The organism is Streptomyces sp. NPDC104367, from assembly GCF_055583825.1.
This window is the reverse complement of the sequence record NZ_JBVJND010000028.1, coordinates 100,708-114,005: the sequence shown is the minus strand read 5'-3', so window position 1 is coordinate 114,005 and position 13,298 is coordinate 100,708. Positions and strand designations below refer to the sequence as shown.

13 protein-coding genes are annotated in these 13,298 nt (G+C 73.3%); 3 read left to right on the top strand and 10 right to left on the bottom strand.

Annotated elements, in window-relative coordinates; translation table 11 throughout:
• Positions 1-7: 7 nt before the first annotated feature.
• The gene (locus ACZ619_RS33745; RefSeq protein ID WP_469607162.1) at positions 8-934 is read right to left on the bottom strand and encodes a LysR family transcriptional regulator; all 927 of its coding nucleotides are present in this window, start codon (positions 932-934) and stop codon (positions 8-10) included.
• Between the two features lie 100 nt (positions 935-1,034).
• Here ACZ619_RS33745 and ACZ619_RS33740 point away from each other — a divergent pair, with 100 nt between their 5' ends.
• Positions 1,035-2,438, top strand: a complete 1,404-nt coding sequence (locus ACZ619_RS33740; protein ID WP_469607160.1) for an MFS transporter — start codon at positions 1,035-1,037, stop codon at positions 2,436-2,438.
• A gap of 41 nt (positions 2,439-2,479) precedes the next feature.
• Positions 2,480-3,166 (top strand): siderophore-interacting protein, encoded by a 687-nt coding sequence (locus ACZ619_RS33735; RefSeq protein WP_469607158.1) that lies wholly within the window; start codon positions 2,480-2,482, stop codon positions 3,164-3,166.
• A gap of 105 nt (positions 3,167-3,271) precedes the next feature.
• Here the strand turns inward: ACZ619_RS33735 and ACZ619_RS33730 are convergent, their stop codons facing one another.
• The 7 genes from ACZ619_RS33730 to ACZ619_RS33700 all read right to left on the bottom strand — a co-directional run bounded on the left by ACZ619_RS33730 (position 3,272) and on the right by ACZ619_RS33700 (position 9,925).
• Positions 3,272-4,261 (bottom strand): malate dehydrogenase, encoded by a 990-nt coding sequence (locus tag ACZ619_RS33730; protein ID WP_469607155.1) that lies wholly within the window; start codon positions 4,259-4,261, stop codon positions 3,272-3,274.
• 329 nt (positions 4,262-4,590) lie between these two features.
• Positions 4,591-5,715, bottom strand: coding sequence for a helix-turn-helix domain-containing protein (locus tag ACZ619_RS33725; RefSeq protein WP_469607153.1), 1,125 nt, complete (start codon positions 5,713-5,715; stop codon positions 4,591-4,593).
• A 228-nt stretch (positions 5,716-5,943) separates the two neighbouring features.
• On the bottom strand, positions 5,944-6,405 hold the full coding sequence (locus tag ACZ619_RS33720; protein ID WP_469607151.1) for a helix-turn-helix domain-containing protein: 462 nt from the start codon (positions 6,403-6,405) through the stop codon (positions 5,944-5,946).
• A gap of 234 nt (positions 6,406-6,639) precedes the next feature.
• A complete protein-coding gene (locus ACZ619_RS33715; protein ID WP_469607149.1) occupies positions 6,640-7,320 on the bottom strand; it encodes a response regulator in 681 nt (226 codons plus the stop codon).
• Positions 7,317-8,480 (bottom strand): sensor histidine kinase, encoded by a 1,164-nt coding sequence (locus tag ACZ619_RS33710; protein WP_469607147.1) that lies wholly within the window; start codon positions 8,478-8,480, stop codon positions 7,317-7,319. Before ACZ619_RS33710 ends, ACZ619_RS33715 begins: the two co-directional genes overlap by 4 nt.
• A gap of 193 nt (positions 8,481-8,673) precedes the next feature.
• Positions 8,674-9,081: a DUF3017 domain-containing protein gene (locus tag ACZ619_RS33705; protein ID WP_469607144.1), complete on the bottom strand. Its 408-nt coding sequence runs from the start codon at positions 9,079-9,081 to the stop codon at positions 8,674-8,676.
• Positions 9,071-9,925: a bifunctional methylenetetrahydrofolate dehydrogenase/methenyltetrahydrofolate cyclohydrolase gene (locus ACZ619_RS33700; RefSeq protein ID WP_469607142.1), complete on the bottom strand. Its 855-nt coding sequence runs from the start codon at positions 9,923-9,925 to the stop codon at positions 9,071-9,073. The genes ACZ619_RS33705 and ACZ619_RS33700 overlap by 11 nt, the downstream gene beginning before the upstream one ends.
• 229 nt (positions 9,926-10,154) lie before the next feature.
• Between ACZ619_RS33700 and ACZ619_RS33695 the strand changes: the two genes are divergently transcribed.
• A complete protein-coding gene (locus ACZ619_RS33695; RefSeq protein WP_469607140.1) occupies positions 10,155-10,751 on the top strand; it encodes an RDD family protein in 597 nt (198 codons plus the stop codon).
• 96 nt (positions 10,752-10,847) lie between these two features.
• On the opposite strand, the gene purH is transcribed toward ACZ619_RS33695, so the two are convergent.
• Together purH and purN are read right to left on the bottom strand one after the other, a co-directional pair.
• Complete coding sequence (gene purH, locus ACZ619_RS33690) at positions 10,848-12,431, bottom strand: bifunctional phosphoribosylaminoimidazolecarboxamide formyltransferase/IMP cyclohydrolase (RefSeq protein ID WP_469607138.1); 1,584 nt, start codon at positions 12,429-12,431, stop codon at positions 10,848-10,850.
• Positions 12,428-13,057: a phosphoribosylglycinamide formyltransferase gene (gene purN / locus ACZ619_RS33685; RefSeq protein ID WP_469607135.1), complete on the bottom strand. Its 630-nt coding sequence runs from the start codon at positions 13,055-13,057 to the stop codon at positions 12,428-12,430. Before purN ends, purH begins: the two co-directional genes overlap by 4 nt.
• Positions 13,058-13,298: the final 241 nt, after the last annotated feature.

The window sequence follows — 13,298 nt, the reverse complement described above, 5'->3', positions numbered from 1 at the left end:
GGTCCGGTTACCCGGCGGCCGCGCCGCCGGTCATCAGCTCCCGTACGCAGCGGCGCAGCCAGGCGTGGGCCGGGTCGGCGTCGTGGCGGGGGTGCCAGGCGAGGCCGAGGCGCAGCGGCGGGAGTTCGAGCGGCACCCGGAAGGTGACCAGGCCGAGCGCGGTGGCCATCGGGACGGTCCAGGAGCTGATCAGGCCGATCAGGTCGGAGTCGCGGAGCACGAAGAGCGAGGCCGGGAAGGTGCCGACGCTGCCCACCACCCTTCGGGACAGGCCGAGTTCGGCGAGGGCGTCGTCCACCGGGCCGTGCAGTTTGCCGCGCCGCGAGACGAGCAGGTGGCCGCCCCCGGCCGCGAACCGCTCGGGTGTCAGCTCCCCGTCGAGGAGCGGGTGCCCGGGGCGTACGACCCCGAGCATGCGGTCCTCGTTCAGGTACTCCGTGTGCACCTCGGGCGCGGAGGTGTCGATCACCCCGATCTCCAGGTCGGCGGTGCCCTGGCGCAGGAACGGCGCGTCGACGTGGCTCTCGGCGAGGAAGCGGACGCGGATGCCCGGCGCCTCCTCGGCGGCCTGCGCGAACAGGGGCGCGCCGAGCGGGCCGGCGATCGCGTCGTGACCGATGATCGTGAACGTCCGCTCGACGCTCCGCAGGTCGGCGTCCCGGCCGGGCGCGAAGACCGCCCGCGCCCGCTCCACCACCGCGCTCACCTCGGCCCGCACGGCCAGCGCGCGCGGGGTGGGGACCATCGCCCGCCCGGCGCGCACCAGCACCGGGTCGCCGAGTGCCTTGCGGATCCGGCCGAGGGTGCGGCTCATCGCCGGTTCGGACAGATGCAGCCGCCGGGCCGCTCCCTGGACGCTCTGCTCCTCCAGGAGCACGTCCAGCGCGACCAGCAGATTCAGGTCGATGCTGCCGGAGTCGGCGGATTGCGTCATACGCAATTGCTCCTTGCGAAGGTTGCACTGGAAAGCAGGTCAGGGTCGAGCCTACGGTGGCGGGGCAGCCCCCACCAACCACCAGCTCCCGGGAGGAGCCGTGTCCTCGCACGCCCTGAAACGCCCCACCCTGTTCGCCCTGTGCGCCTGCGTCCTGGTCGCGCAGAGCATGGTCGCGGCCGTCAATCTCCTGATACCGCAACTGGGTTCGTCGTCCCTGCACCCCTCGCACAGCGAGATCCTGTGGACGGTCGACGCGTATGTCATCGCCTTCGCCGGTCTGCTCATCCCGGCCGGCGCCGTCGGCGACCACCACGGCCGCAAGGGCGCGCTGCTGGCCGGGCTCGCCCTGTTCGCGGCGGGCGCGGCCACCAGCGCGCTCGCGCCGGACCCCGCCGTGCTGATCGCGGGCCGGGGCCTGTCCGGCGCCGGGGCGGCCCTGATCACCCCGGCCACCCTGTCGATCCTGGTCCAGCTGGCCGCCCCCGAGCACCGCGCCCGCGCCCTCGCCTCCTGGACCCTGGCGATCGGCCTGGGCGGCGCGGCCGGCAACCTCGGCGGCGGCCTGGTCGGCCAGTTCCTGTCCTGGCGGGCCCTGTTCGCCGCGATGGTGCCGCTGGCGGCCCTTCTCGCCCTCGCCGTCGCCGTCACCACCCCGCGCACCGAGCGCTCCCCGAGCAGCAACCTCGACCCGCTCGGCACCCTGCTCCTCACGGCGGGCCTGGTCGCGGTCCTGTTCGGCATCATCGAGGGCCGGACGTACGGCTGGACGTCGGCGCCCGTCCTCGGCTCCTTCGCGGCGGGCGGCGCGCTGACCGCCGGCTTCGCCCGTCACGCCCTGCGCTCGCCCCGCCCCCTCTTCGACCCCCGGGTCTTCGCCTCCGCCCGGCTGCGCTCGGCGGCCCTCGGCACCGCGGTCGGCTTCTTCGGCCTCTTCTCGCTGTTCTTCGTCAACTCGCAGTACCTGCAGGACGTGAAGGGCTACGACGCCGCCGTCACCGGCGTCGCGATCATGCCGCTGGCGATCGGCATGGCGCTGGTCCCGAAGCTCGCCGCCCGCTGGTCGGGGCACCCGCGCCCGGTCGTCGGCACCGGTCTCGCGCTGATCGGCCTCGGCCTGCTCGGCGTCTCCACGGTCGACGCGGCCACCCCGTACTGGGCGTACGTCTGCTGGCTCCTGGTGATCTCCGCCGGCACCGGCCTGTCCATGCCCGCCCTCACCCTCGGCGTGGTCACCTCGCTCCCGCCCCACCAGGCGGGTCTCGGTTCCGGCCTGGGCACCACGGCCCGCGAGACCGGCGCGGCCCTCGGCGTGGCGGTCACCGGCTCGGTCCTGTCCGCCCACTCCGGCCTCGGCACCGGCATGGGCCCGGCGCTGCGCACGATCGCGCTGCTGGTGCTGGCCGCGACGGCGCTCGTGGTCGCGGGCTACGGCGGCCGCGCCCGAACGCGCACTATCGCGTCCGCCCCGGAACGCGTACTATCGCGTCCACACCGCGACTGACCCCAACTCCCCATACACCACGGCACGTTGAGGATCCACCCATGCCTGCACTCCTGAACCCCGTCCTCGATCTGATGACCCTGCGCGGCACCGTCACCGAGGCGGAGCCGATCACCGCCCGCATGCGCAGGCTGCGCATCGACGGCGACCAGCTCGCCGGCCTCGACGTCCGCCCCGGCCGGCAGGTGCGGGTCCTGGTCGCCGGCCTGACCCTGCGCACGTACTCGGTCTGGCGCTACGACCCGTCCGGCGTCGTCGAGCTGTGCGTACTGGACCACTCCGGGGACGGGCCCGGCGCCCGGTGGGGCCGCACCGTCGGCCCGGGCGATCAGGTGCGGCTGCGCCGGCCCGAGGGCACGTTCACGCTGCGCCCCGAGGCCGCCCACCACGTCTTCGTCGGCGACGAGACGGCCTCGGTCGCCTTCGGCGCGATGCTCGCGGCGCTGCCCGGGGACGCGGCGGTCTCCGGCTGCGTGGAGACGGGGACGGCGGCCGACCGGCTGCCCCTCGCGCACGCGGAGAGCCTCGACTGGGTGCTGCGGGGCGAGAGTTCGCTGCCGGACGCGGTACGCGCGCTCGCCCCCGCGCCCGGCGGGATCGCGTACGTCGCCGGGGAGGCGCGGGCCGTGCAGGCGGTGCGCGGAGTGCTGGTCCAGGAGGCGGGGTGGGACCGGCGGGCGGTTCTCACCAAGCCGTTCTGGACACCCGGTCGCAAGGGCATGGAGTAGGCACCGCGCCCCGGCGGCCGGGGCGGAACGGGGTGGCCGGGGCGGAACGGGAACGGGCCCCGCTCCGGACGAAACCGGAGCGGGGCCCGTGGGGCGCGGGGCGGCTCAGATGAGGCCGAGGGCGCGGACCGCGTCGCGCTCCTCCGCCAGCTCCTGCACCGAGGCGTCGATGCGGGCGCGGGAGAAGTCGCTGATCTCCAGGCCCTGGACGATCTCGTACTTGCCGCCCCTGGTGGTGACCGGGAAGGAGGAGATCAGGCCCTCCGGGACGCCGTAGGAGCCGTCCGAGGGGATGCCCATGGAGGTCCAGTCGCCGTCGGCGGTGCCGTTGACCCAGGTGTGGACGTGGTCGATGGCGGCGTTGGCGGCCGAGGCGGCGGAGGACGCGCCACGGGCCTCGATGATGGCCGCGCCGCGCTTGGCGACGGTCGGGATGAACTCCTCGGCCAGCCACTTCTCGTCGCTGACGACCTCGGCGGCGTTCTTGCCGGCGACCGTGGCGTGGAAGATGTCGGGGTACTGGGTGGCGGAGTGGTTGCCCCAGATGGTCAGGCGCTTGATGTCGGCGACCGTCGAGCCCGTCTTCTTCGCGAGCTGGGTCAGCGCGCGGTTGTGGTCGAGGCGGGTCATCGCGGTGAACCGCTCGGCCGGTACGTCCGGGGCGGCGGCCTGCGCGATCAGCGCGTTCGTGTTGGCCGGGTTGCCGACGACCAGGACCTTGATGTCGTCCGCGGCGTTGTCGTTGATGGCCTTGCCCTGCGGCTTGAAGATGCCGCCGTTGGCCTCCAGGAGGTCACCGCGCTCCATGCCCTTGGTGCGGGGGCGGGCGCCGACGAGCAGGGCCACGTTGGCGCCGTCGAAGGCGACGTTCGGGTCGTCGCTGATGTCGATGCCCTGGAGCAGCGGGAAGGCGCAGTCGTCGAGCTCCATCGCGGTGCCCTCGGCGGCCTTGAGGGCCGGGGTGATCTCCAGGAGGCGGAGCCGGACCGGCACGTCCGCGCCGAGCAGCTGGCCGGAGGCGATGCGGAAGAGCAGGGCGTAACCGATCTGGCCGGCCGCGCCGGTGACGGTGACGTTCACGGGAGTGCGGGTCATGGCGTTCTCCGTATGACAGCTGGCGGTGGGCGTCCTCGCCCTGGGTGCCCTGGGGTGCGGACGTACAAATGATCGATCTCTTGGTATCAAGAGATCCACCGGTCAGGCTATCGCGCATTCCGGATGCCGGATGGGGAGGGGTGGGTGTGGCTCACCCCACAAACGCGCCGCCACGGGAAGCGGCGACCGCCCGTCCGGGAGAGGGGTGACGGGCGGCCGCCGCTCGGGGGTGCCGGTGACCGGACTCCCGTGGGGGTACGTTCCGCGTTCCCGGGATCGGCTCCGCCATTCCCGGGCGCCGCGACTTTCCCGGCGGGACCGGACGACGCCTAGGCGGTGCACCCCCGCTGCCCGGAGGCCAGCGTCGCGCAGGCCTTCGCCTCCGTCGCGTCCTTCACCGCCACCATCGGCGTGTAGGCGATCGTGTCGCCCGCGTCCGTGATGGCGTCGGTCTCCGTGGCGGTACCGGCGGTGACCCGGACCGAGTCGCCGCGGGCGGCGCCGGTGATCCGGCCCCACGCGGCGCCGCAGGTCCTGCTGTAGCGGACCTCCAGGGTGGTCGCGCCGACCGCGACGGTACTGGCGGTGGTGACGAGGTCGCCGCTGCACCCCATGGCCTCCGCGTCCTTGCCGGTGCAGCCGGCGCCCGCGCACTTCACCCCGGCGGGCAGCTCGGTGCCGGCGGAGACGGAGGGGGAGGCGGACGCGCCGCCCCGGTTCTTCGGCCCGGCGTCGTCGCCGCCGGAGGCGTACAGGACCCCGGCGACGACGACGGCCGCGCCGACGGCCCCCGCGAGGAACATGGTCAGCCGCCGCCTGCCGCCGCCGGAGGCGGCCGGTGCCGGGGCCGCGGCGGGCCCGGCCGGCCGGCGGGCGCCGCTTCGCTCCCGGCGGTCGGCGTCGGGCGCGGTGGGCTGCGGCGGGATGGTGGGCGAGACACCGGCCGGGCCCGCGACGCCCGGCACCGCGACGGCACCGCCCGTCCGGCGCGGTGGTCTGCCGCCGCCGGCCGCGGCGGCGGACCGGGACCTGGACGCGGTCGGGGACGGGGCGGCGGACGGGGCGGCGGGCCGGGAGGCGGTGGGCCGGGAGGCGGTGGGGGCCTGGGGTGCCCCGAACTCCCCGAGCGCGGCCCGCGCCTGGGCTATCCGGATCGCCTCCATCGTGGTGTCGTGGCGCATCTCCGAACGGCTCCAGGCCCGTTCGGCCAGCTCCCACATGGTGGTGAGGTGGACGGGATCGGTACCGGTGACCTCCGCGAGCGCGACGATCGCGCCCTTCGGCGCCAGCAGGCGCCCGCCGAGGTACCGCTCCCAGGACGTCCTGCTGTAGCCGGTGCGGTCGGACAGCGCCGCGATGCCGAGCCCGCTGCGGTCCACGAGCCGCCGCAGCTGCGTCGCGAACTCCTTGACCTGCGGATCCAGTTCATCCGGCAGGGCCTTCCAACGAGGCATTGCCTCCCCCTCTTTCCCCCGGTTCGGTGCCGTGGCTCGCCCGCGTTCCCCCTGTGCGCGGTGCACCGTCGCACGTCGGCCCCGACGCGGTCCAATGCGCCCTCGGCTCGTCCCGATTGGACACGTTAGCCCGGTTGTGGATCGGCTTCGAGAGATATCCGCGAACTTGTCAACACATCGGCACACCGGTCACCGGGCCGTGACCTCACGGTGCACGGGGTGCCCGGCTCACCCGAGGAGCACGGCACCGCCGACCGCCACCAGGAGCAGTACGAGCAGCAGCAGGACCGCGCAGAGCAGCAGCGGCCCGTGCGGGCGCGGGGCCGGTTCCTCCGCGGGGCGGTCCCACCACGGCAGGGTCGGGTCGTCCTCGTACTCCTCGGTGCCCGGCGGCCGTTCCGGCACGTTCGCGGGACGCGGCCAGGCCTGGACGGCCAGTTCCCAGCGCACGGCGTGCCGTTCGGCGTCCGCGCCGGCCAGGCCGGCGACCCGGCACAGCGCCACGACGGCCTGCCGCGGCGGCGGCTGCGCGGCGTTGAGGTAGCGCTGCCAGGAGGACTTGCTGTACGCGGTGCGGGCGCCCAGCGCGACCAGGCTGAGGCCGGTGCCGTCCTTGAGGAGCCGCAGCTGCTCCACGAAGTGCCGCACCTCGGGCGGGAGCCCCTCCGGCAGCGGCTGCCAGCCGCCCATCACGCACCTCCACGGCGTTGCCCGTTGCCAGTTCGTTGCCAGTTCAGAGCGGGTGACGACGGTGGGCGGTCCGGCGGTTCCCGCAGGTGGCGGCCGTACGGGGGGTCCATGGCGGAACCGTCACCGCTGTGCCACAGGCGGCTGACAGCCGTTGAACAGGTCCGGCCCGGCGGGAAGGCTGGTCCCCGACGGCGGTCCGTCCTGCTCGGGGGAGGGGACGGGCCGCCCGCACGGCTAGGGCGCCGAGCCGCCCGGCTTCACCAGACCCGTCTCGTACGCGACCACCACCGCCTGTGCCCGGCTGCCCAGGTCGAGCTTGGTCATGGTGCGGTTGAGGTGGGTCTTCACCGTGGCCTCGCTGATGTAGAGGCGGTCGGCGATCTCCAGGTTCGACAGCCCGCGCGCGGTGAGCTTGAGGACCTCGACCTCGCGGGAGGTCAGCACCTCCAGGTCGGGCGGCGGGCCGGTGCCGAGGCCGTCGTCGCCGCGCCGGCGGGCGAAGGACTCCACCAGGCGCCGGGTGACACTGGGCGCGAACAGGGAGTCGCCGCCGGCCACCGCGGTGACGGCGGCCAGCAGCCGTTCGGGGCCGGAGTCCTTGAGCAGGAACCCGGAGGCGCCGGCGCGCAGCGCGCCGTACACGTACTCGTCGAGGTCGAAGGTGGTCAGCACCAGCACGCGGGGGGCGGGCCCGGCGGCCTGGGCGAGGATCCGCTCGGTGGCCTCTATGCCGTTGAGGCCGGGCATCCGGATGTCCATGAGGACCACGTCGGGGCCGGTCTCGGCGGCCAGTCTGACCGCCTCCGTGCCGTCCCCGGCCTCCGCGACCACCTCGAACCCGGCAGCGGCCTCCAGCAGGCCCACCAGTCCGGCGCGGATGAGGAACTGGTCGTCGACCACGAGCACTCTGATCATCCGGTACGGTCGTCCCCCCGCCGTGCGAGTGTGGCCGAGGTGGGCAGGGCCAGCTCGACCGCGTAGCCGCCCTCGGGGCGCGGGCCGACGCTGATCGTCCCGCCGTAGAGCTTGGCCCGCTCGCGCATGCCAATCAAGCCGTGACCGGCGCCGGTGCGCACTCTGTCCGGAATCACCCCCTCCCCGTCGTCGTGGACGGCCACGCTCAGCTCGTGCGGCCCGTACCGGAGCAGCACGCGCGCGTGCGCGCGCCCGGCGTGCTTGAGGACGTTGGTGAGCGCCTCCTGGACGACGCGGTAGGCGCAGAGTTCGACGCCGGGCGGCAGCGGCCGGGGCTCGCCCTCGACCGTGAAGTCGACGGACAGTCCCCCGCTGCGCACCCGCTCGACGAGTTCGGCCAGCCGCTCCAGGGTGGGGATCGGGGACCGTTCGGCGGCGCCCGGGTCCTCGTCCCTGAGCACCTGGAGCATGCGCCGCAGCTCCTCCAGGGCCTCCCCGCTGGTGTCGGCTATCGTGCCGAGCGCGTCGCGCGCCTTCTTGGGGTTCGACTCGAAGACGAAGCGGGCGAGCCCGGCCTGCACCGAGATCACCGACATGTGGTGGGCGACGACGTCGTGCAACTCCCGCGCTATGCGGCCGCGTTCCTCGACGACCGCCCGCCGGGCCCGCTCGGCCTGCTCGGCCCGCAGCCGCCGGGTGAGTTCGCCGGAGCGCTGGGCGAGGTGCCCGAACCAGATCAGCACCGAGCAGTAGAGCAGCGCCTGCATGACGACGGAGGCCATCGAGGAGTTGTCCGTGATGATCCCGCCGTACAGCCACATCCCGGCCAGGCAGGCGGCGCAGGCGACGGCGACCCGCACCGGCCGCAGCGAGGCGACCGTGTAGAGCGCCAGCATGGGGCCGACGGTGCACACCACGGGCCAGTAGCCGAGGCCGACGTAGACGGTCGCGGCGCACTGCGCGAACAGGAACACCCCGACGGGCCGGCGTCCCCGCAACGCGACGGGCAGATGCGCCAGCGCGACCAGCGTGTACGCCCGCGCGTCCAGCGCCGGCCAGCCCTGGGTGGGCGACTCCCGCCCCAGCAACACGGCCATCACGACCGTCATGCACGCGATCAGCGTGTCGACGGCGAGTGGGGGCGGGTTGCGGAGGCGCATCGCCGCAGCGTAACGCCGGTGTCCAGGACGGCGAGTCAATCACCGGGAGTACCGCGGAAGTTGTAGCCGATTCAACCGGGAGTGGGATTCCCCGGGGCCGCCGGTTGCCTACCTTCGAACCCGGGGGAAGCAGGCCCGCACCCACCGGGGGAGGTGCGGGCCACGCCCGGCGCCGCGGGGGCCCGGTCTCGCGTCAGCTCTTCATCGTGAAATGCAGCGTGTCCTTCAGGTACGGGATCACCAGCCAGGGCTTCGGCTGTGCCATCAGCGCCAGCAGCACGATCACCAGCCCCAGCACCCCGTACGTCGCGATGTCCGTGAACCGGGAGCGGACGGCGAGCATGCCCACGCTCGGCAGTGTCCACCGCATCACCGCGCCGACCAGCAGCGCGGCGCCGACCAGCAGCGCGCCGACCCGGAACTGGTCGAGCGAGGTCAGCAGCAGCCCCACCCCGACGGTCGCCAGCACGACCAGCATCGGCCACTGCCGGGCCGGCGCCGGCATGTCCCCCGACGCGGCCCTGCCGCCCCCCTCGGGGCGTGCCGTGTCCCGGGTGAACAACGGGAAGCGCCGGGTCACCCGACGCCCGTCAGCCGACACTGCGCTCCGCCGCCTCGACCACGTTGACGAGCAGCTGCGCCCGGGTCATCGGACCGACACCGCCGGGGTTCGGGGAGATCCACGCGGCGACCTCGGCGACCCCGGGGTGCACATCCCCGACGATCTTGCCCTCGGCGTTGCGGGAGACACCGACGTCGAGGACGGCCGCGCCCGGCTTGACGTCCTCGGGACGGATCAGGTGCGGCACGCCGGCGGCGGCGACGATGATGTCCGCGCGCCTGAGGTGCGCCGACAGGTCACGGGTGCCGGTGTGGCACTGGGTGACGGTCGCGTTCTCGCTGCGCCGGGTGAGCAGCAGCGGCATCGGGCGGCCGATGGTCACCCCGCGGCCGACGACCACGACCTCGGCGCCCTTGATCCCGACGCCGTGGCGGCGCAGCAGGGTCAGCACGCCGTTGGGGGTGCAGGGCAGCGGCGCGGGCTCGTTGAGGACGAGGCGGCCGAGGTTCATCGGGTGCAGGCCGTCCGCGTCCTTGGCCGGGTCCATCAGTTCCAGGATGCGGTTCTCGTCGATGCCCTTGGGCAGCGGCAGCTGGACGATGTAGCCGGTGCAGGCGGGATCGTCGTTGAGTTCGCGGACGAGCGCCTCGATCTCCTCCTGGGTCGCGGTGGCGGGGAGTTCGCGCTGGATGGAGGCGATGCCCACCTGGGCGCAGTCGCGGTGCTTGCCGGCGACGTACTTCTGGCTGCCGGGGTCCTCCCCGACGAGGATCGTGCCGAGGCCGGGCGTGACGCCCTTCTCCTTCAGGGCCGCCACGCGGGCGGTCAGATCGGACTTGATCGCTGCTGCGGTGGCCTTGCCATCGAGAATCTGGGCGGTCATGGCTCCATCCTCCCGGATGCCGGTGTCCTGGTTCCAATCGGGTGTGCGGTCATGATCGATGATGTTGCACTTGCACAACACATCGCTAATCGGACTGGACAACAACTTCCCTGTACAGAACGATGAGCGGCGCAGTATCGCGGTCCGGTGGGGGGCAAACCGCTCAAGTCGTGACGTACCTCCGTGCTTGTCCGCGTCGTCCCCGCAGGTCAAACGGAGGAAAACGGACATGAGTTTCGGCTCGCCCAACAACCCCTACGGTCAGCAGCCGCAGAACCCGCAGCAGGGCCAGCCCAACTACGGCTACCCGCAGCAGCCCGGCTACCAGCAGGCCCCGCAGGGCGTGCCGCCGCAGCAGGGTTACGGCGCGCCGCAGCAGGGTTACGGCTACCCCCAGCAGCCCGGTTACGGCTACCCCCCGCAGGGCTACGGCGCGACGCCTCCGTACGCGAACTGGGGCCAGCGCTTCCTGGGCACGATCGTCGACGGCCTGGTCTTCCTGGTGCCGTACATCCTCGTGCTGGTGGGCGCCAAGGTGAAGGCGCTGCTGGTCGTCGGCGTCCTGGCCCTCATCGCCCTGGCGATCTGGCAGCTGGTCCAGGAGGGCCGCACCGGCCAGACGGTCGGCAAGAAGGCGCTGGGCATCCGCCTGGTGAAGGAGGCCACCGGCCAGCCGATCGGCGTCGGCATGGCCTTCGTCCGCCGTATCGCGCACGCCCTGGACAGCTTCGCCTGCTACCTGGGCTGGCTGTGGCCGGCGTGGGACGCCAAGCGCCAGACGTTCGCCGACAAGGTCTGCGGCACGATCGTGATCCGCAGCAACTGAGCGGTCCCGCCCACTCCCAGGGCCGTGTCCCCCGCTGCGGGGGACACGGCCCTGGCGTTTGCACTCACACATCCGCCGGCCGGGCGGACACGGGGCTCAGTGGAAGAAGTGACGCGTCCCGGTGAAGTACATGGTGACGCCCGCCTTCCGCGCGGCCTCGACGACGAGTTCGTCGCGGACCGAACCGCCGGGCTGCACCACGGCCCTGACGCCGACCGCGGTCAGGATCTCCAGGCCGTCCGGGAAGGGGAAGAAGGCGTCGGAGGCGGCGTAGGAGCCGCGCGCCCGCTCCTCGCCGGCCCGCTCGACCGCGAGCTTCGCGGAGTCGACGCGGTTGACCTGGCCCATGCCGACGCCGACCGAGGCGCCGTCCTTGGCGAGCAGGATGGCGTTGGACTTCACGGCCCGGCAGGCCTTCCAGGCGAACGCCAGCTCGGCGAGTTCCGCCGGGGCGAGCGCCTCACCGGTGGCGAGGGTCCAGTTGGCCGGGTCGTCGCCGTCGGCCTGGAGGCGGTCGGTGACCTGGAGCAGCACACCGCCGTCGACGGGCTTGACCTCGACCGGGTTCGCCGGGGCGCCCGGCGCCTTCAGCACCCGGATGTTCTTCTTCCTGGCGAGGGCTTCGAGCGCGCCCTCCTCGTAGTCGGGCGCGACGATGACCTCGGTGAAGATCTCGGCGACCTGCTCGGCCAGCTCCCGGCTCACCGGCCGGTTGACGGCGATGACCCCGCCGAACGCGGACAGCGGGTCGCAGGCGTGCGCCTTGCGGTGCGCCTCGGCGACGTCCGCGCCGACCGCGATGCCGCACGGGTTGGCGTGCTTGATGATCGCGACGCAGGGCTCGCCGTGGTCGTACGCGGCACGGCGCGCGGCGTCCGTGTCCGTGTAGTTGTTGTACGACATCTCCTTGCCGTGCAGCTGCTCGGCCCTGGCGAGGCCGCCGCCGCTCGGGTCGACGTAGAGCGCGGCGGGCTGGTGCGGGTTCTCGCCGTAGCGCAGGGTGTTCTCGCGCTCCCAGGTGGCACCGAGGAAGTCCGGGAACCGCGACTCGTCGACCGGGGCGTACTCCGAGGCGAACCAGGAGGCCACCGCCACGTCGTAGGACGCGGTGTGCTGGAAGGCCTCGGCGGCGAGCCGCTTGCGGGTGGTCAGGTCGAAGCCGCCCCCGGTGACGGCCTGGAGGACGTCGGCGTAGCGGGCGGGGCTGGTGACGACGGCGACCGAGGGGTGGTTCTTGGCGGCGGCGCGGACCATCGAGGGGCCGCCGATGTCGATCTGCTCGACGCACTCGTCGGGCGAGGCACCGGAGGCGACGGTCTCGCGGAACGGGTAGAGGTTGACGACGACCAGGTCGAACGGCTCGACGCCGAGGTCGGCCAGCTGCCGCTGGTGGTCCTCCAGGCGCAGGTCGGCGAGGATGCCGGCGTGGACCTTCGGGTGCAGGGTCTTGACCCGGCCGTCCAGGCACTCCGGGAAGCCGGTGAGCTCCTCGACCTTGGTGACGGGGACGCCGGCGGCGGCGATACGGGAGGCGGTGGAGCCGGTGGAGACGAGCGCGACACCGGCCTCGTGCAGTCCACGGGCGAGCTCTTCGAGCCCGGTCTTGTCATAGACGCTGACGAGCGCGCGGCGGATGGCCCGCCTGCCGCTCTCGGCCGTGACAGTGCTCTCGGCGGTCACTGGATAACTACCTTTCGTCCCTCAATGCGATGGCCGTTGCGAGCGATCCGCCCCACGACCTCGACGAGCAGCCTTCGCTCGACTTCCTTGATGCGCTCGTGCAGAGCGCTCTCGTCGTCCTCGTCCCGGACCTCCACCACGCCCTGGGCGATGATCGGTCCGGTGTCGACGCCGTCGTCGACGAAGTGGACGGTGCAGCCGGTGACCTTGGCGCCGTACGCGAGCGCGTCGCGCACCCCGTGGGCCCCCGGGAAGCTGGGCAGCAGCGCGGGATGCGTGTTGACGGTCCGCCCCCCGAACCGCGCCAGGAACTCCTTGCCGACGATCTTCATGAACCCTGCGGAGATCACGAGGTCGGGCTCGTGGGCGGCGACGGCCTCGGCCAGCGCCCGGTCCCACTCCTCGCGGCTCCCGAAGTCCTTCACCCTGGTCACGAACGTGGGCAGCCCGGCGCGCTCGGCACGCGCGAGCCCCTCGATGCCCTCGCGGTCGGCGCCGACCGCGACGATCTCGGCGCCGTAGGCCTCGACGCCGGTCTCGGCGATCGCGTCGAGGAGCGCCTGGAGGTTGGTGCCGGATCCGGAGACCAGCACGACGAGGCGCTTGGCCACGGGCTTGGCGGCCACGGCGGGGCCCTTTCTCGGGGGAGCGTCGGTACGGCGGCCGGTCCCGCACGGTGTTTGTACATTCGTACGAGTGCTTCGCGCCCCGGGATACGGGGAAGTCTACGAAGCGGCCGACCGTCAGCAACGATACCGGCACACCGGACGGCCCCCACGGGACGGGGGCGTGGCCGGAAGGTAGCGTCTGGGAGGGACCGGTGCGGGAACGCGTCGGGGATACGACGCGTTCATGGGGTAACCAGCC

What these genes read in the sequence shown, in the direction of transcription:
- ACZ619_RS33745 (WP_469607162.1), bottom strand. Translation starts at nt 934, where the DNA reads ATGACGCAATCCGCCGACTCCGGCAGCATCGACCTGAATCTGCTGGTC.
- ACZ619_RS33735 (WP_469607158.1), top strand. Translation starts at nt 2,480, where the DNA reads ATGCCTGCACTCCTGAACCCCGTCCTCGATCTGATGACCCTGCGCGGC.
- ACZ619_RS33730 (WP_469607155.1), bottom strand. Translation starts at nt 4,261, where the DNA reads ATGACCCGCACTCCCGTGAACGTCACCGTCACCGGCGCGGCCGGCCAG.
- ACZ619_RS33725 (WP_469607153.1), bottom strand. Translation starts at nt 5,715, where the DNA reads ATGCCTCGTTGGAAGGCCCTGCCGGATGAACTGGATCCGCAGGTCAAG.
- ACZ619_RS33720 (WP_469607151.1), bottom strand. Translation starts at nt 6,405, where the DNA reads ATGGGCGGCTGGCAGCCGCTGCCGGAGGGGCTCCCGCCCGAGGTGCGG.
- ACZ619_RS33715 (WP_469607149.1), bottom strand. Translation starts at nt 7,320, where the DNA reads ATGATCAGAGTGCTCGTGGTCGACGACCAGTTCCTCATCCGCGCCGGA.
- ACZ619_RS33710 (WP_469607147.1), bottom strand. Translation starts at nt 8,480, where the DNA reads ATGCGCCTCCGCAACCCGCCCCCACTCGCCGTCGACACGCTGATCGCG.
- ACZ619_RS33700 (WP_469607142.1), bottom strand. Translation starts at nt 9,925, where the DNA reads ATGACCGCCCAGATTCTCGATGGCAAGGCCACCGCAGCAGCGATCAAG.
- ACZ619_RS33695 (WP_469607140.1), top strand. Translation starts at nt 10,155, where the DNA reads ATGAGTTTCGGCTCGCCCAACAACCCCTACGGTCAGCAGCCGCAGAAC.